Here is a 22,088-nt window from a genome sequence, read left to right as displayed (position 1 = left end):
TCGAAAAAGGTACAATAATACAACATGCTGAGGAATGGCTGTGCCATTCCTTTGCCTTTTGCCACGCAGAGAGCACAGGGATGTGCTCTTTTCGTTGTTCAAGGTGACGGAGATTATGCGGGGAACGGGAGGAAATGTAATGGATTTACCTGAAGAACAAGAAGTGCTGTTAAGCCAGCAGTCTGCCCATCTATGGAGAAGACGCAAACAGGAGTTAATGCAGTGGACGGAACGCGAGAAGCAGACGATGGCAGCGAAGAGAACGGAGATTTGGAATGATGTTGAAGTGGATGCTGAGCTGGTCGATGCCTTGACTTTGCTTCAGAGGGCGGGAGTACGTACCGAATTTTCTTGCGCTGGTGTAAGCCCACTCGATGAACCGGTGGATCATTCCCTCTATGCCTATGTTACACTAGTACAAAATGAAGCAGCAGATCAATTTGTCACTTATGCGCTGACGCAGATGCGCAACAGATTGCTGGTTACACTGGAGACAGGAACGGGGCGTTATGATCTGTCTTCTTTTTTCATCGGACATAACCGGAGTTTCTGCTGGTGGATACAATATTGCGCCGCACATTTCATGGATCGAAACGAACACAGCGTAGCCACGTAATATAGTGATAGGCAGTTTTACTCGGAGGCAAGGGAGGTAGGACCGGATTGAATAAATGGCTCAAAACCATACTGTTTCTGATGGGTTCAGCGATACTGACCCGCTTTATCCCGTTTTCTTCATTGTTCCGTAACCTGGATACGATGATTCACGAATTTGGCCATGCGCTGATGACATTGGTGTTATCCGGCAAAGTATTACGCATTGAATTATATGCTGATCACAGCGGCGTTACGTATTCATCCATGCTGACACCAGGCCGATCCATTTTGGTTTCCTTGGCGGGCTATGTTACTGCATCCCTCTTTGCCTGGTTGCTATTCTATCTATACCGAAAAGGACGGCACCTGTGGGGGCTTGGCATCATGACGGCTGTAGCTCTTGTGTCGCTACTCTTCTATGTAAGGGGAGAGTTCGGCATGCTGTGGCTCACAGGTTTCATTGTCCTGAATGTCGTGATTATGATTTTTGGTGCGAAAATCATGAAGTTCTATTATCTGTTACTGGCTTTCCTTACACTTGAAGAGTCCGTAATAAGTGCGATGTATGTCGGACTGATGTCCTGGACACAGCCTTCCCGGGCAGGCGATGCTGCCAATCTGGCTCAGCAGACATTCCTTCCTGCCCTGTTCTGGGGAACGCTTTTCGCCCTGTTTGCACTGTGGTGTGCCAGAGGGGCCCTGGCTCTCTTTTTCCGCAAAGAAAGTACAGCGCAAGGGTCACGATCCCGCAGATTGCGCCAGCGTAACGTGTAGAAGCAAAAAGGCACTCCTCTTTTTCATTAAAGAGAGTGCCTTTTTTGTTCCGTCTTTTGTGATCCTTGCACAAGAATTCAGCTGGAACTGTTCAATCCCCAAGGTTGTCCCACAGGACATAAAAATAATAAATCTCTGCCAAAATCATCTTCTCATCCTTCGCAACGACGCCACCCTTCATACGCGCGAGGGCACCCAGAATATTGTAGATGTTTTCCCGCTCGACACTGAACTGAATACGGTTGACGATGCGATCCCAGGCTTGCAACGCATAATCCACCTGAGTCTTGGCTTCTGTCCAATTTTTGGCTTGCACTTGCTTCTCCAACGTTTGAACAGACTCAAGCAAGCGATCATTGGTACCCCAGGGCTTTTTGAGAAACGTTCCACTCGCAAGAATCGCGCAGAACAAAAGGATCATGCAAATTGGAAGCACATACAGCAACCAGAAACGAGTTTTCATTCATACGCCTCCTGCAATTTAAGGTTTTAGAAAGGTCCCTCATAATCTCCCATATCGGTTTTCTCCGGAAATTTATCCTCGAAGAGATCCACATATAGTTTGTCATTGGGCAAAATGGCGGCAAAGGCAATGTCCTGAATCGTGATTTTTTTCTTCTTCAATTGTTCACTAAGCCAGTTGATATCCTTGTTTCGTTCCTCCAGATTTTGCTTGATCAGAACACCGTCGATAATAATCTCGGTCATCAGCTTGCTCTTGGGAGGGTGCATATTCATGTCCTTCGCCGTAACCGGTTGGTTTTCGGGTTTCAGGACAACAGAGAGATTGCCGTCCGGTTCAAGAATGGCATAGGCCAGCGTAGTGATATCAAATACATCTTTTTGTCTCAGCATCATGGTCAGTTCGTCAAACTTGACACGCATCTTATGGAGATTTTGTTCAAGAATTTTACCATTCTGGATAATCAGGGTAGGATCGGAATCCAGCAGTTTGGCGATAGTGCGATTTTTGAGGGTAACATACTGAAAGACGATTGTCACGATGGTGAAAATGGTCAAGGCGACGAAATGAACCCATCCCTTGGTTGATAAATCAGTCGCAAATGTACCTGCGAGGGAACCGATGGTAATGCCGTTAATGTAATCAAAAAACGTCAGGTTTCCCATTTGCTGTTTGCCAAGTACCCTTGTATAGATGATCAGGGTCAAAAAGGCGATAACAGATCGAACAGCAACAACCCAAGTTTCTTCCATCATGTATATATCACCTTCCTTCGCTTAACAGAACGATTCAGAAAATGTCAAGTCTCCCTATGGATCAACACGCAGTACTGTTATGCATTTTCTGTTACTCTAACAAGCTTTACCTATGCTGGCGATTCTTATTCGGGAATGCAAAAATCCGAAACCGGGGATGATTATCCCAGGCTTCGGATAGACGTTAACAGGATGATATTGGAGATACGAGGTTACTCACGCACAATGTTTAAAAAATTGAACCACTACACTCCTGCATACGCCATAAATCCGCCATCCACAGGAATTACCGTACCTGTGACAAAACCGGATTGCCGTTCATCGGCAAGCCACATCAGTGTGCCCAGCAAGTCTTCCGGTTTCCCGAAACGACGCATCGGAGTATGCGCAATAATCTTGCTTGAACGCTCTGTTGGCGAACCATCGGGGTGAAGCAGCAAATTGCGATTTTGCTCAGTCAGGAAAAATCCTGGTGCAATTGCATTGACCCGTATACCGGATTCGGCCAGATGAACAGCAAGCCATTGGGTAAAATTGTTAATGGCCGCTTTGGCCGCGCTGTAAGCCGGTACTTTGGTCATGGGTGATGGGGCACTCATGGACGAAATATTAATGACGGTAGCTGGAGTATCCCGTTCCACCATTTGTCTTGCAAAGATCTGGGTGGGGATAAGAGACCCGACAAAGTTCAAATCCATGACCTGGCGGAAACCATCGACACTTACATCAAAAAAGGTAGTGACGCCGCTCTGTTCCAGATCATCCAGCTTGAAGATCTCGTTCGTTGTGTTGGCACTGGCATGATTGCCGCCTGCGCCATTGATAAGGATGTCGCAGGGCCCGAGCTGTTCCTGAACGGATGCCGCAGCCGCTTTAACGCTATCGGGCTGGGTCACATCGCAGGCTACGGCTATGGCCCGGCCTCCTGCTGCCTGTATAGCCGCAGCGACTACTTCACCCTTGGATACCGTGCGGTTCAGGATGGCTACACGTGCGCCATGCCGTGCGAGCTCTTCAGCCATAGAACGGCACAAAACACCTGCTCCGCCAGTAATTACGGCTGTTCTGGCTTCCAGACGGGTTGATTTTTCTTTGGCAAAATCATTCATGCTTTTGACCTCCTTTGCAGGGAATCCCAGACGCCCCACAGATACATAATTCCCAGAGCCCGATCATAGAGTCCATATCCCGGTCTGCATTGTTCTCCCCAGAGATGACGTCCGTGGTCCGGTCGTGCATAACCTTCGAATCCAGTATCGTGATAGGCCTCCACAACACCTGCAATATCGACATTTCCGTCCTGACTGCGATGAGAGGTCTCGATAAAGTCCCCGTTATCGTAGATTTTGACATTACGGATATGGGCAAAAGGGATACGATCCTTGAATTCGTGAATCATGCCGATAATATCATTATTCGGATTGGCTCCAAGCGAGCCGCTGCACAGAGTTACACTGTTATAAGGGCTATCATACAGGTTCAGATATCGGCGAATATTGTCTTGGCTCGTAATAATCTTGGGCAGACCAAAGATCGGCCATGGCGGATCATCCGGATGAATAGCCATTCGAATACCTAGTCGTTCAGCTGTTGGAATGATCTCCTGCAGGAAATAACGGGCGTGTTCCCACATATGATCCTCTGTTACATCCTTATATGCTTCGAACAGACCTGTTAAATACTGCAATCGTTCCGGTTCCCAGCCAGGCATGGTTAATGCTGAATTCTCGGTAATCCGGCGCACCAGTTCAAGAGGCTCAATATCGGCGAGTTTCTTGTGCTCGTAGAAGAGGGCAGTAGAGCCATCTTCCATCTCCTTATGCATATCGGTACGCAGCCAATCGAAGATCGGCATGAAGTTGTAACAGATGACTTTAACGCCTACCTGGGCGAGTTTTTCCATCGTTTTTTTGTAATTCTCAATATATTGATCACGTGTAGGCAGACCGAGTTTGATGTCTTCATGAATATTAACGCTCTCAACAACATCTAGATGTAACCCGGCCTTGTCCGCTGCAGCTTTGACGGCCAGAATTTTGTCCAGGGGCCATTCCTCACCTGCCGGAACATCGTGCAGTGCCCATACAATGCCTTCGACACCGGGAATCTGCCGAATATGATCAAGCGTTACGGTATCATTGCCTTCACCAAACCAGCGAAAAACCATTCTCATCACATTCACCTCATCAAGATTAGTTTAAAGAACAGAACAGATCCATCCATCATCATTGAAAATAGGAAGGGTATGTATGCCGCAGGACAGCCAGATCTGTGACGGTTAAGTGCAGATGTTCCTGCATAATGTGCTCCGCCGTTTGAGCATCATGCTGTTGTATCGCCTGAACCATGGATCGATGCTGCTCAAGCAAGTGATCCCAATGATGATCTGAAGACAGACGGAGCATTCGGCTCCGGTTCAGATGCACATTCATATGCTGGATCACGGACCAGGTGTTTTTTTGTTGCAGCCTGCAAAGAGAGTACTATGGAATTCTTCATCCAATCCGAACATTCGTTCATCATCCGGTTCAAGTATACATTCCTGCTGATGTGCAAGGTTCTGCTCCATTTTATTCATATATTCATCTGGAAATTGCACACAGGCTAGCCGTATGACGGCACGCTCAAGCTGTTCACGCATGAATCGGGCTTCCTCCACGAGATCCACTTGAATCAGAGATACATAGGTACCCCGCTGCGGATATATTTCCAGCAGACCTTCCTGTGCTAATCGGACAAAGCTTTCTCGAACAGGGGTCCGACTCACATTGAACTCGAGCGAGATCTCTTTTCCGAGATAGCGGTACCGGGAGGCAGCTTCAAACTCAATATCAACTGCTTCAACGTCGTGTAGACAGCCTCACGTGAAGAGAATGCCTGTTTGTTCAGCGAAGATGGGCTTATTAAGGATGATAATAAATCGGCTTTGGATGAAGACCTAGGGGATATTCCATAACTTCAACTCCTTCAAAGCCATACTACCATACTTGTATGGTAGTATGGAAGCGCTTTTATCTAACTTATATATAATTTATCAAGCCTAGCTTGTTCTTCACAGGTTTGAGGAGTAAAATACAGTTATTAGGTTTAAATGTTTAAACGAATAGACGCTACAGACAATATCTTTAGAAACTTATTAGAGGTGAAACCATGGGACAAAAAGCATTATCCATCTTTCAAACCTGCATCCCTTTATTCCAGATACTAAGTGACAACCATCGTCAGGCCATTTTACTTGCGCTCAGCGAGAAGGGCAGCATGACGGTGAATGAAATTACAGAACAATTCAGCCTGTCCCGGCCTACAATATCCCATCATCTCAAGTTGTTGCTTGAAAAAGGACTTATCTCCGTGGAGCAGAAGGGAACACAGCGATATTATTCTGCTTCGTTAAAGTCCTCGGTGGAACTTTTGAAGGAACTGGTGGCCGCGATGGAAGAGGAGTGCTTATAGACAAGAGCAGCTAACATGCCCATGCATGTAGGCGATTCGTTCGTTTGTTTAAACGGATCATCATTAACTCATAGAGGAGTTGGATTACGTGAGGACAATACAGGAATTAAGCGAACCTGAAGTGGAAGAAATTTTACAGCAGCAGCGGCAATTTTTTAGAACAGGGGCTACTCGCTCCGCTGAGGCTCGCATTGCACATTTAACCCGGTTGAAACAGGCGATTCAAAAGTATGAGTCCCGTCTTACCGAGGCGCTCTATCAGGATTTGGGCAAGAGTGAGTTCGAATCGTATACAACGGAGATCGGATTTATGCTGGATAGCATTTCGCATACCATTCGGCAAGTGAAGAAATGGGTCAAACCGGTCAAGGTTAAAACTCAACTCGCGCTGATCGGTTCCAAAAGCTATATCATTCCTGAGCCTTATGGTGCGGTCTTGATTATTGGGCCCTTTAACTATCCATTCCAGTTGTTAATTGAACCTCTGGTTGGCGCGTTGGCAGCAGGCAATACGGCAGTTCTCAAAGCATCTGAAAACACACCAGCCGTCTCCGCCGTTATTCGTGAGATGATAACCTCCATCTTCGAACCAAATTATGTCCACGTGGTTGAAGGAGCGAAAGACACCACCACGGCGCTTATTAACGCCCCATTTGACTATATCTTTTTTACAGGAAGTGTCCCGGTGGGCAAAATCGTCATGGAGGCTGCTGCCAAAAACCTCGTTCCAGTTACGCTGGAGCTTGGCGGTAAAAGTCCGGTTATCGTGGATAAGCATGCCGATCTAAGCGTTGCTTCACAGCGCATTATATGGGAAAGCTGCTCAATACCGGTCAGACCTGCATCGCACCAGATTATCTGCTTGTACATGAACAGGTGAAAGATCCATTGATTGCCGAAATGAAAGCAGCGGTAGAGTCGTTCTTTGGTACAGATATCCAGCACAACAGAGACTATGGGCGAATCGTCAACAAGGCCCATTTCAAACGTCTCACGACCCTTATTGAACGCGATCAGGCTCATGTCATTTATGGGGGTCAATCCGATGAGGAAGATCGTTTTATTGAACCGACATTTATTGATGCCGAATCGTGGGAAGCCGCCTCGATGGAGGACGAGATTTTTGGTCCGATTCTGCCGATTATCAGTTATACCCATATTGATGAGGCGATTGCCGGTATTGTAAAGCGACCCAAACCGCTGGCGCTCTACCTCTTTACATCGGATGCACAGTTACAGGATCAAGTGATGCGAGAGGTTTCTTTTGGGGGCGGCTGCATTAACGATACGATTACGCATGTAGCCAATCCAAGGCTGCCGTTTGGAGGCGTGGGACATTCAGGTTTGGGCGCTTATCATGGGCGGTATAGTCTGGAGACCTTCTCTCATATGAAAAGTGTGCTTAAAAAGAGCACCAGATTAAACTTGTCGATTTTATATCCGCCGTATGATAACAAACTGAAGACGATTAAACGTCTGTTAAAATAAAAGAACCGACGTTTAACCCTACAGCAATTAAGTTCTGGACTGGACTGGACTGATGTTGGATGAATGATACTCATTCGGGAGCAGGCTGCTCCTGTCTGTAGCATGTTGGGGAAACACCCGACCAGCGCTTGAATTGACGGCTGAAATGGGCAATATCTTTATAACCAAGCATGGTAGCAATGTTCTGAATTGACAGCTTGGGGTTACCCAGCAGAACTTTGGCTTCATGCAGAACCATTTCAGATAAATATACGCGCGGAGACTGACCATACACCTGTCGAAATACACGGTTACAATGGGAGGAACTGATGCCCAGCTCTGCTGCAATATCATCAATACCATAATGGCTGTCGGACTCACGTCCTTGCTTGAATTGTTGGCTTACCAGCCCTTGCAGCCGATTACGAATCTGGTGAGCCAGCTCGATTTTCTCATATCCGTCCGTGAACAATTGAGCGGCTTCCTGAGAGACCGCTTCCCATAAATGTCCAAACAGTTCAAATACCGCCGATTGCAGCTGCATGCGTTGTACCATCGTACTCGTTGCCCGATTGTCAGCAGAAGACATTAATTTGCGAAGTACAGGCTCGATCTGGCGGGTAACCGGACTATCTGCATCGAACAAAACCTGCTTGATTCGTGCAAGCAAGGAGAGAAATAACTGGTCATCGATATCAAAATGCATGCAAAAATACGTAAAACCCTTGCCATTATGGCTCAGGCTGGAATGAATGCTTCCTGGAGGAATCAGGAGTAATTCGCCAGCCTTTTGAATATACAGCTTGCCATTCACAGTCATGTGTTGTTCGCCTTCCGTTACATAGTTCAGCTCATATTGCGGATGTTCATGCGCCGGATAATCCCAATTCGCCCGACACTTCGCAAATGAATGGCGAACAGGTTTACCGTGGTTTGTACATCCGGGTAAAATACCTCATGCACACTTTCTCCCAAAGCGGGAGGCAAATAGGTGGAAGACATGGAAGGCCCCCTCAATCATTATAATTATAGTGGAATCTATAGTTGCTTCTGAACGGAATGATGGAGATATATGAATCGAAACAGATGTAACCGCTTTATTTGTATTATAATCTATTAGCTTGATTTGGGTAAATATCCGATTGATTTGACCATGGTCTATGGTGGAATGCCCGTGGTAGGATGGGGCTAATGAAAACGTATGCAAACCATTTTGAGAGGGGTCATCGTTCATGAGCACTTCCAAATCCATCTTTTATAATGCCCATCACTCACCGATCGGGGCTTTTGCCAGCTTTACGCTTGGATACAAAGGAGCCAAAGGCGGACTAGGCCTGGAGCTTGGCAAGCCAGCAGATCAGAATGTATATATCGGATTACAATCTCGTGACAGTGAAAACTATGAAGCTTTACCATTTTTCGAAGCCGTTGAGGATGCGAGCGTTCGGTACGATGTTGAAAAAGTGGAGAATTCGGATTCAGATCTGGCGTCGTCGGCCTCGTTACAAAGTGAATCGAGCACGCCAGCGGGAGTTGGAGCACAAACGTCTCGTCCGCTGATTTCTGCGTTTCGGGATGAGGATATTACCCGTGTATTCACTTCCGGAACAGATACGTGGACAGCCGGTGATCTGACTTTTCGTATTTACTCCCCTGTGCGGCCTGTACCCGAACCGCTCAGCGGCGATCGTGATGCCTTAATGGATGCCCTTGTACCCGCAGTCTTGGTCGAGATGACGATTGATAATTCGCAAGGGCAGCAATCGCGCAAAGCATATTTTGGCTATCAGGGGAATGATCCTTACTCTGCGATGCGTATCATCGGAGGACCAGAGGGGGAGCGTTAACGGGTGTTGGACAAGGGCGCCTAACCGCAATTTTGTCTGCGGATGAGGGACTATGGCCTGCTCGCGGGTTCACGCTGGAGAAAATATTGCAGGAGAAGCATCGTGAGAATCTGGCTTTCGGACTGGGCGAAACAGCTGCGTTGTTGATGGACGTTCCAGCCGGAGAAAAGCGTACGTATCAATTCGCTGTATGTTTCTATCGTGGTGGGATCGTTACTTCGGGTATGGACACGACCTACTGGTATACCCGTTATTTTGCGGATATTCTGGAAGCCGGGCAATATGCGCTTAATCGTTTCAGCGAGTTGACTGCTTCCTGTGCTGAGGTGGAACAACGTCTTGGCGTATCTGCTTTGAGTGAGAACCAGTCATTTATGCTTGCCCATTCCATTCATAGCTACTATGCAAGTACACAGCTGCTGGATGCAGACGGCGAGCCGTTCTGGATCGTAAATGAAGGGGAATACCGGATGATGAATACTCTGGATCTGACCGCAGATCAGCTGTATTTCGAGCTTGCTTTGAATCCTTGGACGGTGCGTAATGAGCTGGAGTGGTTTGTGAAGCGTTACAGTTATACGGATCAAGTACGTTTCCCGGGCGATGAGAAGGAATACCCGGGCGGCATTACGTTCACGCATGATATTGGTGTAGCCAATGTATTCTCGCGTCCGGGACACTCGGCGTATGAACTGGTGGGCATCGATGACTGCTTCTCCCAAATGAGCCACGAGGAACTCGTGAACTGGCTTTCCTGTGCGACTGTATATATTGAACAGACACAGGATCAGCAGTTTGTTAAAGAAATGCTTCCCGTCATTCGTGATTGCTTCGAAAGCATGTTGAACCGGGATCATCCGGATGAACAACAACGCAATGGCCTGATGGGACTGGATAGCAGTCGCACCAAGGGTGGAGCTGAAATTACCACCTATGACAGTCTGGATGTATCGCTTGGACAATCGCGGAATAACATCTACCTGGCAGGCAAATGCTGGGCCGTCTATGTTGCACTGGAGAAGTTGTTTGCTGCGGAGAAACTGGCTGAATTGTCTCATCACGCAGGACGTCAGGCAGATCGCTGTGCAGCCAGTATTGCAGCTCAGTTAACCGACAGTGGCTACATTCCGGCAGTTATCGCTGAAAACAATAATTCCCGCATCATTCCGGCCATAGAAGGATTGGTATTCCCATACTTTACAGGCTGTGAAGGTGCGCTGGATGTAAATGGCCGTTTTGGACCTTATCTGCAAGCACTTCGAACCCACCTTAAGACTGTTCTTGTACCTGGTACTTGTCTGTTTGAGGATGGAGGCTGGAAGCTGTCCTCTACGAGCAATAACTCATGGCTTAGCAAAATATATCTGTCCCAGTTCATTACAAGAGAACTACTCGACGTGGAATGGGATGAAACAGGGAAGGCTGCTGACGCTGCCCATGTAAACTGGCTGTTGCATCCAGAGGAATCCTACTGGTGCTGGAGTGACCAGATCTTGGCAGGTGAGGCGGTCGGAAGCAAGTATTACCCGCGCGGTGTAACATCAATTCTATGGCTGCTCGAAGGCAAAGGTAATCGTCTGGAGCAGATCTATGCCAGCAAGGAGGCTGTACAATGAGCAACACAACCGTTCAATCCAATATCTCTGGCCCGCAGTATGATGCGTGGCTTGGATATCTTCAAGGTCAATTCGGAGTGAAGGGAGCTGCCCGAAAGGCAGCTCCAGTCTGGGCCCATACCGTGTCGGCGGCGGAAGATCAGGAAATGATATCAACAGCCATAACTGAACTGACTCAGGGATTGGATAAGCTTTTTGGCATCAAGCCGAAAGTTAGTCAGGAAGTTACCAGCCAAGTGAGTGATCCGGATTTAGCCAATCAGGAGGCCCAAGGGATATGGCTTGGCACATGGACAGGCTCGGAAGCTGTAGCTCAGGCCTTCAGCGAAACGGAGCGCTCAGCTGTACACGGGGAAGGCTATATGATCCGCGAAGATAAGGAGCGGGGCAGACTGTTTATTGGTTCGGAAACCCCTCAAGGTGTGCTGTATGGTACTTTTCATCTGTTAAGAGAGCTTGTCCTGGATCAAGAAAGCGCTAACGATGCGCAACCGGCTGCGGGAAGGTTAAGCTACATTGCGGAGCAGCCCGTTAATGCATTACGCATGATCAATCAATGGGATAACGTGGATGGCAGCATTGAACGTGGCTATGCGGGAAAGTCCATTTTCTATGAAAATGGAGAATTCACTCATGATCTCGGGCGTATCCGGGATTATGCTAGATTGCTTGCTTCCACAGGTATTAACGCCATTTCGATTAATAACGTTAACGTGCACCAGCGTGAGAGCCTGTTCCTGACGGAACGTTTCCTGGGTGATGTTGCAAAGGTGGCTGCCGAATTCAGAGCGTACGGCATCCGATTGTTCCTGAGCGCCAACTACGCAAGTCCGATAGAGATTGGTGGATTGCTTACGGCAGATCCGCTGGATGAGCAGGTCCGTCAATGGTGGAACATTCAGACAGCCAAGGTATATGCGGCAATCCCGGATTTTGGCGGCTATTTGATCAAAGCAGATTCGGAGAATCGTCCTGGCCCATTTACGTATAATCGAGATCATGCCGATGGAGCCAATATGCTGGCCGAGGCCCTTCGTCCTTTCGGTGGACTGGTGATCTGGCGCTGCTTCGTCTATAACTGCAAGCAAGACTGGCGTGACCGTTCCACGGACCGCGCGCGGGCGGCATATGACCACTTTAAGCCACTGGATGGCCGATTTGCAGACAACGTCATTTTGCAGATCAAGAATGGACCGATGGACTTTCAGGTTCGAGAGGCCGTATCCCCGCTGTTCGGGGCCATGGAAAACACAAATCAGGTACTGGAATTCCAGATTACGCAGGAATATACGGGCCAGCAGCGACATCTGTGTTATCTGATTCCACAGTGGAAACAAGTATTGAATTTTGATACGTTTGCCAAGGGGCCGGGTTCTGAAATTAAACGTATTGCTGACGGCTCTCTATACAACAGACCTTATAGCGGCTTTGCCGCAGTCTCCAATATCGGTGCAGACGCTTGCTGGACAGGGCACCCGCTTGCTCAGGCGAATCTGTATGGATATGGAAGACTGGCCTGGAATCCGGAGCTGTCATCGGAAGAGATCGCAGAGGAATGGGTCAGACTTACGTTTGGACATGACGAAGAGGTCGTTCGTCTAATCTCTGGCATGCTTCTGAATTCGTTGGAAATCTATGAAAATTATACGGCTCCGCTCGGTGTAGGCTGGATGGTTAATCCGGAGCACCATTATGGACCGAATGTGGATGGCTATGAATATTCCAAGTGGGGAACGTATCATTTTGCCGATTGTGATGGCATTGGCGTGGACCGGACAGTGAGCAGCGGAACGGGATATACATCGCAATACCACCGGGAAAATGCCGAAAGATATGAATCCGTAGCCTCCTGTCCGGACGAGCTGCTGTTATTTTTCCATCATGTCCCGTATACCCATGTTCTGCATTCTGGCAAAACGGTCATTCAGCACATTTATGATACACATTTTGCTGGAGCAGAGCAGGCAGCGGCGTTAGCACAAACATGGGGACAGCTGGAAGGAAAAATTGATCCGACTGTTTTTGATAAGGTAGCTACGTTACAGGCTGGGCAGGCGGAGCATGCCAAGGAATGGAGAGATATGATCAATACGTACTTCTATCGCAAAAGCGGTATTGCAGATGAACAAGGAAGAACGATATATTAATCTGGATACGAGAGTGATATAAGCTGAACTAAACATTTACACGATAACGACAAGACAGAACAAATCTGAGGAAGTGGAGCGTTCACCTTTATCACCTTCGGAGGAAGAACAACGTTGGCATACACGAGAAGGAGGGAACATATGGGACATCATCAATTACCAGAAACCATGAAGGCTGCTGTCATGACAGAGCCTGGGCACATCATTATCGAAGAACAGGCTGTACCCAGCCAGCTGAAGACGAGGTGCTCATTCAGGTGATGGCCGTTGGCATCTGCGGATCGGATGTGCATTATTTTGAACATGGCAGAATTGGTCGATTTGTGGTTGAGAAACCGATTATACTTGGACATGAATGTGCAGGGATTGTTGCGGCGGTTGGCTCGAACGTGTCACGGCTCAAAACGGGAGATCGGGTAGCGATTGAGCCTGGGGTAACCTGCGGACGATGTACGGCATGTAAAGAAGGCCGTTATAACCTGTGTCCCGATGTGCAATTTCTGGCGACACCTCCGGTGGATGGGGCTTTTGTGCAATACATGACCATACGTGAAGATATGGTTTTCCCCATCCCGGATCATCTGTCTTTTGAAGAGGCTGCAATGAACGAACCTTTCTCGGTGGGCATTCATGCGGCAAGACGTAGTAAACTCGCTCCGGGAACCACGCTTGCCATTATGGGCATGGGACCAGTGGGATTGATGGCTGTTGCAGCTGCCAAATCGTTTGGTGTGGAACGCATCATCGTCACAGATTTGGAGGAAGTGAGGCTGGAAGCCGCTCGTCGTATGGGCGTCACTCATACCATTAATGTGCGGAACGAGGATGCACTGGCAGTGATCCGTGAGTTAACGAACGGTGTCGGTGTAGATACGGCGTGGGAAACTGCGGGTAATCCGAAAGCGCTTCAGTCTGCATTGTATTCTCTCCGCCGAGGAGGCAGGCTTGCTATTGTAGGACTGCCTGCACAGGATGAGATTGCTCTGAATGTTCCTTTTATTGCGGACAATGAGGTGGATATATACGGAATCTTCCGTTATGCCAACACCTATCCTGCAGGAATTGAGTTTCTGAGCTCAGGCCAGCATGATGTACTGTCCCTGATTACTGATCGTTATTCCCTTGAGGAGACACAACAAGCCATGGAACGGGCATTGCACAACAAGAGTGGCAGTCTGAAAGTAATGGTGTATCCGAACGGAAAATGAATTCATTCGACGGAACCCTGATGTTCAGGGTTCCTTTTTTTGTATTTTTCGCTATAAAAGGATTAAATAAGCTTCCATAACGTGGTATAATGCTTGAAGATTTTAACATATAAAATCATACACACTCATTTTGTTGAATAGCAACTTAGCGAAAGGAACTGAAGGTTGTGAGAACACATGAATTTAGGATTCACTCTGATTTCCACCGGGATGATCTGATGTCTGTATCTTCTCAAGCGTCGCGTTTTTCCTCGGATATTTCATTGTCATTTATGGATGCAAATCATGAGCATCGTGTAGATGTCAAAAGCCTGCTCGGAATGGCGCTTCTTCCCATTCGACACGGCAGTGTGGTGAGATTGCAGACACGGGGAAGAGATGAACTTGAAGCGTTGGAATATATGCTGAACGTGCTGGAAAAGGGCTTAACTTGAAGTCTAAAACCTGTGCAAATTGCAGTGAATTGTAAAATATTTATCGTTTGTTCAATTCCGACTGGTACTTCGTCCAAAAAAAGAGTATAATAAAATTTAGTTCTATTCTAAGAAGTACCCATATTAAAGGAGTGTAAATAGATTATGCCAAAAGCTGACATCCATCCAAAGACACAAACAGTAATTTTCTTCGATGCAAGTGCTGATTACAAATTCCTGAGTTCTTCGACTAAGTTCTCGAACGAAACTATGGAATGGGAAGATGGTAACTCTTACCCAGTAATCCGTGTGGACACTAGTTCCGCATCCCACCCATTCTTCACAGGTAAACAAAGAAACGTGGACATCGGTGGTCGTGTTGATCGCTTTAACCGTAAATACAACATCAAAAACTAGTCTGTCCATAGATTGCGAAGAAACCTCGGGACTTGTCCTCGGGGTTTCTTTGTGTCTTGACAAGGATAAATAAAAAATTGCATACAATTATTGCGCTTACATATCAAACGGAGGTACACTAGGAAACAGAGTGAGATCATACATTAGGAGGAAATAGAGATGAGCAGCATCAATCATATGGTAACGTTTACACTTTACGCAGGCAAAGATACACCTGAAGCAGAGGCATTTCTGAACGAAAGTACGGATGCCCTAGCGAAAATTCCAGGTGTGGAGCAATTTCAGGTCCTGCGTCAGGTGAGCGAAAAAAATGAGTTTGACTACAGTTTTTCAATGGTATTTGCAGATCAGGCTGCGTATGATGCATATAATGTTCACCCGGTTCATCGCAAATATGTAGAAGAACGGTGGGAAAAGGAAGTTAGTCGCTTCCAGGAAATCGATCTCGTTCAGCACGGCAAATAACATGAACCTCGAAAGCGTTTTCCGTTTTGATGCTATCGAGCGTTAATCTATTTTATAATCCTTCTTGCTTTATCACTAAATTTCGTTACTACACATGTAGCTCAGAGGAGGGAAACTGTCCCTATGAAATTGGATCTTACAGGTAAAACGGCGCTGGTGACTGGAGCAACTGGTCAATTAGGAAGGGTCATCGCTCGTACGTTGGCAGACTGTGGTGCAAATCTGGCGCTGCATTACATAAATAATGAAACGAAGGCCAGGGAGCTTCAAGGTGAGATTGAAGCCATCGGTCGGAAAACGGTCATTATTCAGGGTGATATCACGAAGCAAGATACGGTATTTCGGATGCGTGATGAAATTCAATCCAGCCTCGGAGATGTAGATATCGTGGTTGCCAATGCGGTCATTCAATATGCCTGGACAACAGTGCTGGAACAATCACCGGACGATTATATAAGCCAGTTCGAATCATGCGTGATGCAAAGTGTATATCTTGCCAAAGCTTTCATTCCGGCTATGAAGGAAGCCAGAGCTGGTCGATTCATTGGTATTAATACGGAATGTGCGATGCAGAATTTTGCTACCCAGTCTGCATATACGGCGGGTAAACGCGGAATGGACGGTTTGTACCGTGTGCTGGCAAAAGAGGTAGGCGAGCATCAGATTACGGTCAACCAAGTTGCGCCTGGATGGACAATCAGTGAACGTGACCGCAACAGTGAGCCAGGACATGATGAGGGGTATATTCAAACGGTGCCGTTGAAACGTAGGGGAGAAGATCAGGAAATTGCCAATGCGGTAGCATTTCTGGCATCCGACCTGTCCTCTTTTATCACTGGGGCCTATATCCCGGTCAGTGGCGGCAATGTGATGCCTGCTATTTAATTGTGAATTTATTGATGTAAATCAATTCAAAAGTATGAATGAACAGCATTATAAACTATCGTGTAACCATGATCCGTTTGTCAGTTCCATGACAAGCGGATTTTTGTATATATCCATAAATACATATGATTTTGTTTCTAATTTCAAAAAATTGGGGTAAAAGAATAGGTAGTTTAACGCGGTGGAAACATAATTCAAAATAAGCGAATAAAGGAGACCGACCTTTCATGAAAAAAACAATTGCAGACGTTCTGGTCGAAGCATTATTGAACGCAGGCATCAAACGCATCTATGGTATCGTTGGAGACTCCTTGAATGCGGTACTGGATTCCATCCGTCGCTCGGGTAAAATTGAATGGATTCATGTCCGCCATGAAGAAGTGGCTGCTTTTGCGGCCGGGGCAGATGCCCAAGTGAGTGGAAGTATCGCAGTATGTGCGGGCAGTAGCGGACCGGGAAACATGCACTTGATAAACGGTCTGTACGATTGTCATCGGAACCGTGTACCAGTACTTGCCATCGCTGCTCATATTCCTAGTGATGAGATTGGGAGTGAGTATTTTCAAGCGACTCATCCAGAGTATTTATTTCAGGAATGCAGTCATTATTGTGAGGTCATTACAACGGCCAAACAGATGCCGCGTTCCTTTACGATGGCGATGCAGACCGCAGTTGCGCGTTCTGGCGTTTCCGTCATTATATTGCCAGGGGACGTAGCGGCCCTGGAAGCGGCTGATCTGCCAGTGCCAGAGCATGTATACCATCCCACCCATCCGGTTGTACATCCTTCCGAACCTGAATTGCGGAAACTGGCGGAGTTTTTGAATCAAGGTAAAAAAATTACGTTGCTGTGCGGGGCAGGCTGCGCTGGTGCGCGTGAACCTCTCATGCAGCTCTGTGATCGCTTGAAATCCCCAATGGTTATTGCGCTGCGAGGCAAGGAGTATCTGGAGTACGATAATCCGTATTCGGTAGGCCTTACGGGACTAATCGGTTACTCATCCGGTTATCATGCCATGATGGACTGTGATGTGCTCTTGATGCTGGGAACAGATTTTCCATACCGTCAATTCTTCCCGGAGGATGCAGTCGTACTTCAAGTAGATATTCAGTCTTCACACCTTGGTCGCCGTACGAAGCTGGATTACGGCGTGTGCGGCGATGTGAAGGCTACCATTGAAATGTTATTGCCCTATCTGACGGAAGAGCACAGCGACAAACATTTGCATAAAAGCGTGGAACGTTACGAAAAAGTTCGTAAAGAACTGGATGAGCTTGCTGTTGGGAAACCCGGAAAAATGCCAATTCATCCCCAATACTTAACCAAGGTCATTAGCGATGCTGCCGCCGAGAACGCGATCTTCACCTGCGATGTAGGTACACCTACCGTATGGGCAGCTCGTTATATTGAAATGAGCCGCAAGCGCCGATTGCTGGGTTCATTCAGTCATGGCACCATGGCGAATGCTCTACCACAAGCGATTGGAGCACAGGTGTCTGATCCGGGAGACAAGTCATATCCTTGTCCGGTGATGGCGGCATTGCTATGCTGATGGGTGATCTTTTGACTCTTAAACAGCATAATCTCCCTATTAAAGTTGTCGTGTTTAACAACGGAGCACTGGGTTTTGTTGAACTGGAGATGAAAGCTGCCGGATTGCTTGAGTCCGGTACCGAGCTTGTGAATCCGAACTTTGCTATTGTAGCCCAAGCGATGGGTCTGGAAGGAATACGGGTTGAAGATCCGGCAGATCTGGAAGGGGCTTTAGAGCGTGCATTGCTGCATGATGGTCCTGTTCTGATTGATGTTGTGGTGAATCGACAGGAGCTGTCCCTGCCTCCGAAGATTAATATCAAACAGGCCGAGGGCTTCACCTTATGGATGATGAAGGCAGTATTGAATGGACGTGGCGATGAGCTGATTGAGTTGGCAAAGACCAATTTGCTCAGATAAGACTTACGTTCGCCTTAGTCTTGACACAGCACCGTTTCGAACCGTACACCTAAAGCATCCATCAGACTGAATAAGAAAGAGAGGCTTACTGTAAAGTCACAGTGCCTCTCTTTTTGCATTTGATGATTTGTATTGTTGAGCTTACGCTCCATCATGCCACATGGGATGATTCGGTCTGAGGCGTAGTGGCAACTCCCGGACGGTAGGCAAGAATGATAATAATCATGGCAATGACCACCCCTAAAGCTCCAATCCAGGTGATGGATGACAATGAAACAGCACTGACGGCAATTCCTCCAATACCGGCACCGGCAGCCATCGCGAGTTGCATAACCGAACTGTTCAGACTCAGCATAATCCCGGACGATTCCGGAGCCATCGTCACCAGATTATATTGCTGTGTTGGACCGGAAGACCAGGCGGAAAAGGACCACAGAATCAATACAATGAAGACGGCCGCACCCGAATGAGCTGTGACATTCAGCATAAGCAGACTTATGACATGCAGGGCCATACCCATGAGGAGTGTTCTTTTTACTCCCATACGATCGGCGCTATATCCTCCGGATTTGGAACCAATCAGACTTGCGATACCAAAAGCCAGCAAAGCGGAACTTAATAATGCTTCACTCATGCCCGCAATAGATACCAGGTAAGGTGAAATGTAAGTATACGCAATGGAATAGCCTCCTAACCAGAAAAAGCTGACAAGCAGCGCCAAGCCGATACGAGGTTGCTTAAGAAGGGATAATTGTTTTTTCAAAGGAACCGGTGCTTCGCCTTCAGATGGCGGGATCGTAATGGCAATAACAATCATGGCAATGACACCCAGAATCGCGATACCTGCAAAAACAAGTTTCCAGTCCCAAGCTGTAGCAACCATTCTTCCCAGAGGAACTCCCACGATCAAGGAAGCGGTAAATCCGGTAATAACCGTTGCGATAGAGCTGGCCTGTTTACCCACAGCCGCTATTTTGGCCGCGATCGTCAAGGATGTAACAACAACCACCCCGGCTCCCAGAGCCATTAAGACTCGTGCGGCGATGAACAGTCCGTATCCAGGGAGCAAGAAGGCCAAGACGTTACCTATGACAAATAGTCCAAGGAAGTAGAGCAGCAGTTTGCGTCGGTCCATACGGGATGTTAAGGCAATTATGATGGGCGTACCGAGCGCGTAAACGAGTGAAAAGATCGTAATCAGCTGTCCCGCAGCAATTAATGATATATTCATGGTGTCAGAGATCCTGTCCAGAATACCAGCAATGACATATTCGGAGGTCCCTACAAGAAAGCTGACCAAGGCGAGAACATAGATTTTCCATGTGTTAGACATGAGCATATAACCTCTTTCTGTTTGTTATTATTATATTTTTAGAAATATAGAAATAAAGACGAGAGAACGGGATAACAATATTATGAATGAACCGATGAGACATGGTTGAGCAGTTAAACCATCTAATGTACTGGGTGTTTTGGCAAAAGGATAGTTATGCAACTACGATGAGTCTTTGCATTCCAATGTGCCAGGACGAGTGTTTAATTGTTGATTTCATATTTCTAGTATTATAGAAATAACGGACAAAAATTTACCTATCCAACAGATAAGGAGCGAATCTCTGGACAGTTTCTGTATTCAGGCTGTAATAAATATACGTGCCTTTCTTTTGTGACGTCAACAAACCACAATCGGATAGCTGCTTCAGGTGATGAGATAGAGTGGAGAGCGCTACCGTTACAAGCCTATTTTCCAAATCAGCTGGACACAGGTTGCTTTCACCCGAAAGGATCTGAATAATTTTATATCGCGTTTGTTCGCCCAAAGCTTTATGAATTTTGACGGCCTGTTCATCAATCGTATTGGATTGCATCAAAATCGTTCCTTTCGTCTTTATTTCTTATTTTTATAAATATTGAAATAACTTTATCATGTCTTTTGAAAAAAGTAAACTCCCTACGAAGAAGATCGTTACTTTCAGTCGAAAATGAATCAACTGAAGCAAAAACCTTTGCAGGGAGTTGGAAAGTCGATTCAAACTCACTCTTATTGTCGTTCGAGTGACTCGACGTATTCTTTGGCATCTTTCAGTGATAGGTTTCTGGCTTCACGAGCCTTTTTGATTGCAATGATTTTCTTGCCCTGTTGTGCAAGTGCCTGCAGCTCCCTATCAAGTTCAGTCAGATCAGCCTGTGACGGTGGAGGTGGAGATACATTCACTGAAGAAGCGTTATGACTAAGAGGGAAGTGTGCAGTACTACCTGCTCCATTCTCCAGGCGCTCTACATCCCTCTTCAGTTCATTCAGCTGGGTCTGCAAGCTGATGACACGAACCAATAAGATGAGAATAAGAATTAAAAAAACGACTAAAACAATGGTGTTTATTTCCATGCAGCCAGGTGCCTCGCTTTCCTTACTCCAAATACATTTCTATTTAAGCTGTACCGGGATTTCCTTAACACCGCGAACAATCATGCCAGGTCTCCATTCAAGTTCATTCACATCCGCCTGAAGCTGCATATCGGGAAAACGGCGAATTAGAGTGTTGATAGCAATCTCACCTTCGAGTCGCGCGAGAGGGGCTCCCAGACAGAGATGAATGCCTTTGCCAAATGCCAAATGGGCGCTCTTCTCACGAGTGATGTCAAACACATCCGCATCCTTAAATTTCGCTTCATCTCGATTGGCCGAATCCAGCGCTACAATAACAAGTTCACCTTTAGCTATGTGATGTCCATGAAATTCAATGTCCTCGGATGCCCAGCGGGACGTGCTGAATTCAACCGGACCGTTATAACGCAGCATTTCTTCAACAGCGTTATGGATCAACTCAGGCCGATTAATCAGCAGCTCGCGTTGTTCCGGGTGCTCCAGAAGGGCAAGTATACCATTGCCGATCAGATTAACGGTTGTTTCATGTCCGGCAATGATGAGCAGCGCGACTACACCAAGTAGTTCCTTTTCAGTGAGCTGCTCTCCTGATTCTTCTGCCACAACAAGCTGACTGATCAGATCGTCGCCCGGCTGCTCACGTACTTTGGCAAACCAGGCATTCAGGTAATCAATGAACTCTTTGGCATGCTTCTCAAACACTTCGGAATTCTCGTCGCTTGTCGCGTCGATGATGGAATTGGACCACAGACGGAATTTGTCCTGATCTTCAAGAGGAACACCGAGAATTTCGCTGATGACAATAATCGGTAACGGAAAAGCGAACTCATCAATCAGATTCATCTTGTCCTGGGAATTAAGATTATCCAGAAGATCGTCGGCAATATCCTGAATATGGCTTCTCATGCCTTCAATCAGCCTGGGAGTGAATGCCTTCTGTACAAGTCCACGCAACCGACGATGATCGGGCGGATCAGAAAAAAGCATGTTATGCACAAAAATGTTATCTTGATCCGGCCCATAACGTTTAATGACATCCTTGCTGAAGCGATTGTCTTTCAACACCTCGACCGCATCCTCATATCGGGTAATAATCCAACCGAAATCACCATGAGGGAACAGGACTCTGTGAATGGGATCATTCTGTCGCAGTTTTTTATATACCGGATAAGGATTTTGTGTAAATTCTCGGGTGAAGAATTCAGGCTGTGAAGTATCATTAACCATTGGTTGATCCCCTC

General features: G+C 46.9%; 18 protein-coding genes and 5 pseudogenes. 13 read left to right on the top strand and 10 right to left on the bottom strand.

All coding sequences use genetic code 11. From position 1 onward, the window contains the following. Positions 1-139: 139 nt before the first annotated feature. Together ACTWJ7_RS19030 and ACTWJ7_RS19025 are read left to right on the top strand one after the other, a co-directional pair. Positions 140-616 carry a hypothetical protein gene (locus ACTWJ7_RS19030; protein WP_301878513.1) on the top strand — a complete coding sequence of 159 codons (477 nt, stop codon included), beginning with the start codon at positions 140-142 and terminating at the stop codon, positions 614-616. A gap of 47 nt (positions 617-663) precedes the next feature. Continuing rightward, positions 664-1,371: a M50 family metallopeptidase gene (locus ACTWJ7_RS19025; protein WP_079344659.1), complete on the top strand. Its 708-nt coding sequence runs from the start codon at positions 664-666 to the stop codon at positions 1,369-1,371. A 91-nt stretch (positions 1,372-1,462) separates the two neighbouring features. On the opposite strand, the gene ACTWJ7_RS19020 is transcribed toward ACTWJ7_RS19025, so the two are convergent. The 5 genes and pseudogenes from ACTWJ7_RS19020 to ACTWJ7_RS19000 form a co-directional block, all read right to left on the bottom strand. Next, on the bottom strand, positions 1,463-1,834 hold the full coding sequence (locus ACTWJ7_RS19020; RefSeq protein WP_079344661.1) for a DUF4363 family protein: 372 nt from the start codon (positions 1,832-1,834) through the stop codon (positions 1,463-1,465). Positions 1,835-1,860: 26 nt separating this feature from the next. Beyond that, a complete protein-coding gene (locus tag ACTWJ7_RS19015) occupies positions 1,861-2,589 on the bottom strand; it encodes a DUF421 domain-containing protein (protein ID WP_079344663.1) in 729 nt (242 codons plus the stop codon). Positions 2,590-2,834: 245 nt separating this feature from the next. Further along, positions 2,835-3,698 (bottom strand): SDR family oxidoreductase, encoded by an 864-nt coding sequence (locus ACTWJ7_RS19010; protein WP_079344665.1) that lies wholly within the window; start codon positions 3,696-3,698, stop codon positions 2,835-2,837. Further along, positions 3,695-4,762: a mannonate dehydratase gene (uxuA, locus tag ACTWJ7_RS19005; RefSeq protein WP_079344667.1), complete on the bottom strand. Its 1,068-nt coding sequence runs from the start codon at positions 4,760-4,762 to the stop codon at positions 3,695-3,697. Before uxuA ends, ACTWJ7_RS19010 begins: the two co-directional genes overlap by 4 nt. 52 nt (positions 4,763-4,814) lie before the next feature. After that, positions 4,815-5,493, bottom strand: a pseudogene (locus ACTWJ7_RS19000) (GntR family transcriptional regulator). Positions 5,494-5,739: 246 nt separating this feature from the next. On the opposite strand from ACTWJ7_RS19000, the gene ACTWJ7_RS18995 reads away from it, so the two are divergent. Both ACTWJ7_RS18995 and ACTWJ7_RS18990 read left to right on the top strand, forming a co-directional pair. Beyond that, positions 5,740-6,042, top strand: a complete 303-nt coding sequence (locus ACTWJ7_RS18995) for an ArsR/SmtB family transcription factor (RefSeq protein ID WP_301878512.1) — start codon at positions 5,740-5,742, stop codon at positions 6,040-6,042. 97 nt (positions 6,043-6,139) lie between these two features. Beyond that, positions 6,140-7,530, top strand: a pseudogene (locus ACTWJ7_RS18990) (aldehyde dehydrogenase). Between the two features lie 70 nt (positions 7,531-7,600). Here the strand turns inward: ACTWJ7_RS18990 and ACTWJ7_RS18985 are convergent. Beyond that, positions 7,601-8,511 (bottom strand): annotated as a pseudogene (locus tag ACTWJ7_RS18985) (helix-turn-helix domain-containing protein). A 230-nt stretch (positions 8,512-8,741) separates the two neighbouring features. Here ACTWJ7_RS18985 and ACTWJ7_RS18980 point away from each other — a divergent pair. From ACTWJ7_RS18980 to poxB, 9 genes and pseudogenes are all read left to right on the top strand, one after another. Beyond that, positions 8,742-9,356, top strand: coding sequence for a glycoside hydrolase family 52 protein (locus ACTWJ7_RS18980; protein ID WP_443145766.1), 615 nt, complete (start codon positions 8,742-8,744; stop codon positions 9,354-9,356). Between the two features lie 32 nt (positions 9,357-9,388). Further along, positions 9,389-10,972, top strand: a complete 1,584-nt coding sequence (locus ACTWJ7_RS18975; protein WP_443145765.1) for a glycoside hydrolase family 52 protein — start codon at positions 9,389-9,391, stop codon at positions 10,970-10,972. Next, positions 10,969-13,119 (top strand): alpha-glucuronidase family glycosyl hydrolase, encoded by a 2,151-nt coding sequence (locus ACTWJ7_RS18970; protein ID WP_301878509.1) that lies wholly within the window; start codon positions 10,969-10,971, stop codon positions 13,117-13,119. The genes ACTWJ7_RS18975 and ACTWJ7_RS18970 overlap by 4 nt, the downstream gene beginning before the upstream one ends. A 141-nt stretch (positions 13,120-13,260) precedes the next feature. Continuing rightward, a pseudogene (locus ACTWJ7_RS18965) lies at positions 13,261-14,327 on the top strand (NAD(P)-dependent alcohol dehydrogenase). Positions 14,328-14,545: 218 nt separating this feature from the next. Then, positions 14,546-14,761 carry an HPr family phosphocarrier protein gene (locus tag ACTWJ7_RS18960; RefSeq protein ID WP_301878507.1) on the top strand — a complete coding sequence of 72 codons (216 nt, stop codon included), beginning with the start codon at positions 14,546-14,548 and terminating at the stop codon, positions 14,759-14,761. Positions 14,762-14,905: 144 nt separating this feature from the next. Continuing rightward, on the top strand, positions 14,906-15,157 hold the full coding sequence (locus ACTWJ7_RS18955; RefSeq protein ID WP_024631957.1) for a type B 50S ribosomal protein L31: 252 nt from the start codon (positions 14,906-14,908) through the stop codon (positions 15,155-15,157). 159 nt (positions 15,158-15,316) lie between these two features. Further along, entirely contained in the window at positions 15,317-15,622 is a 306-nt protein-coding gene (locus ACTWJ7_RS18950; protein ID WP_301878506.1) for a Dabb family protein, read from the top strand. A 123-nt stretch (positions 15,623-15,745) separates the two neighbouring features. Further along, positions 15,746-16,507, top strand: coding sequence for an SDR family NAD(P)-dependent oxidoreductase (locus tag ACTWJ7_RS18945; RefSeq protein WP_301878505.1), 762 nt, complete (start codon positions 15,746-15,748; stop codon positions 16,505-16,507). A gap of 227 nt (positions 16,508-16,734) precedes the next feature. After that, positions 16,735-18,461, top strand: a pseudogene (gene poxB / locus ACTWJ7_RS18940) (ubiquinone-dependent pyruvate dehydrogenase). 151 nt (positions 18,462-18,612) lie between these two features. Here poxB and ACTWJ7_RS18935 read toward each other — a convergent pair. The 4 genes from ACTWJ7_RS18935 to ACTWJ7_RS18920 form a co-directional block, all read right to left on the bottom strand. Further along, entirely contained in the window at positions 18,613-19,794 is a 1,182-nt protein-coding gene (locus ACTWJ7_RS18935; protein ID WP_301878503.1) for an MFS transporter, read from the bottom strand. A gap of 253 nt (positions 19,795-20,047) precedes the next feature. Beyond that, positions 20,048-20,329, bottom strand: coding sequence for an ArsR/SmtB family transcription factor (locus ACTWJ7_RS18930; RefSeq protein ID WP_024631952.1), 282 nt, complete (start codon positions 20,327-20,329; stop codon positions 20,048-20,050). Positions 20,330-20,502: 173 nt separating this feature from the next. Beyond that, complete coding sequence (locus ACTWJ7_RS18925; RefSeq protein WP_079344691.1) at positions 20,503-20,847, bottom strand: hypothetical protein; 345 nt, start codon at positions 20,845-20,847, stop codon at positions 20,503-20,505. 39 nt (positions 20,848-20,886) lie between these two features. Beyond that, positions 20,887-22,074, bottom strand: coding sequence for a cytochrome P450 family protein (locus ACTWJ7_RS18920; protein ID WP_301878502.1), 1,188 nt, complete (start codon positions 22,072-22,074; stop codon positions 20,887-20,889). Between the last annotated feature and the right edge of the window lie 14 nt (positions 22,075-22,088).

Origin of the sequence: Paenibacillus sp. 1A_MP2, from assembly GCF_052244825.1 — a bacterium.
GTDB lineage: Bacteria > Bacillota > Bacilli > Paenibacillales > Paenibacillaceae > Paenibacillus > Paenibacillus vandeheii.
This window is presented reverse-complemented; position numbering and strand designations above follow the sequence as displayed.

Excerpts from the sequence above, each read along its gene's own strand:
- ACTWJ7_RS19030 (WP_301878513.1), top strand. The coding sequence starts at position 140 with ATGGATTTACCTGAAGAACAAGAAGTGCTGTTAAGCCAGCAGTCTGCC.
- ACTWJ7_RS19020 (WP_079344661.1), bottom strand. The coding sequence starts at position 1,834 with ATGAAAACTCGTTTCTGGTTGCTGTATGTGCTTCCAATTTGCATGATC.
- ACTWJ7_RS19015 (WP_079344663.1), bottom strand. The coding sequence starts at position 2,589 with ATGATGGAAGAAACTTGGGTTGTTGCTGTTCGATCTGTTATCGCCTTT.
- ACTWJ7_RS19010 (WP_079344665.1), bottom strand. The coding sequence starts at position 3,698 with ATGAATGATTTTGCCAAAGAAAAATCAACCCGTCTGGAAGCCAGAACA.
- uxuA (WP_079344667.1), bottom strand. The coding sequence starts at position 4,762 with ATGAGAATGGTTTTTCGCTGGTTTGGTGAAGGCAATGATACCGTAACG.
- ACTWJ7_RS18995 (WP_301878512.1), top strand. The coding sequence starts at position 5,740 with ATGGGACAAAAAGCATTATCCATCTTTCAAACCTGCATCCCTTTATTC.
- ACTWJ7_RS18980 (WP_443145766.1), top strand. The coding sequence starts at position 8,742 with ATGAGCACTTCCAAATCCATCTTTTATAATGCCCATCACTCACCGATC.
- ACTWJ7_RS18970 (WP_301878509.1), top strand. The coding sequence starts at position 10,969 with ATGAGCAACACAACCGTTCAATCCAATATCTCTGGCCCGCAGTATGAT.
- ACTWJ7_RS18960 (WP_301878507.1), top strand. The coding sequence starts at position 14,546 with ATGTCTGTATCTTCTCAAGCGTCGCGTTTTTCCTCGGATATTTCATTG.
- ACTWJ7_RS18955 (WP_024631957.1), top strand. The coding sequence starts at position 14,906 with ATGCCAAAAGCTGACATCCATCCAAAGACACAAACAGTAATTTTCTTC.
- ACTWJ7_RS18950 (WP_301878506.1), top strand. The coding sequence starts at position 15,317 with ATGAGCAGCATCAATCATATGGTAACGTTTACACTTTACGCAGGCAAA.
- ACTWJ7_RS18945 (WP_301878505.1), top strand. The coding sequence starts at position 15,746 with ATGAAATTGGATCTTACAGGTAAAACGGCGCTGGTGACTGGAGCAACT.
- ACTWJ7_RS18935 (WP_301878503.1), bottom strand. The coding sequence starts at position 19,794 with ATGTCTAACACATGGAAAATCTATGTTCTCGCCTTGGTCAGCTTTCTT.
- ACTWJ7_RS18930 (WP_024631952.1), bottom strand. The coding sequence starts at position 20,329 with ATGCAATCCAATACGATTGATGAACAGGCCGTCAAAATTCATAAAGCT.
- ACTWJ7_RS18925 (WP_079344691.1), bottom strand. The coding sequence starts at position 20,847 with ATGGAAATAAACACCATTGTTTTAGTCGTTTTTTTAATTCTTATTCTC.
- ACTWJ7_RS18920 (WP_301878502.1), bottom strand. The coding sequence starts at position 22,074 with ATGGTTAATGATACTTCACAGCCTGAATTCTTCACCCGAGAATTTACA.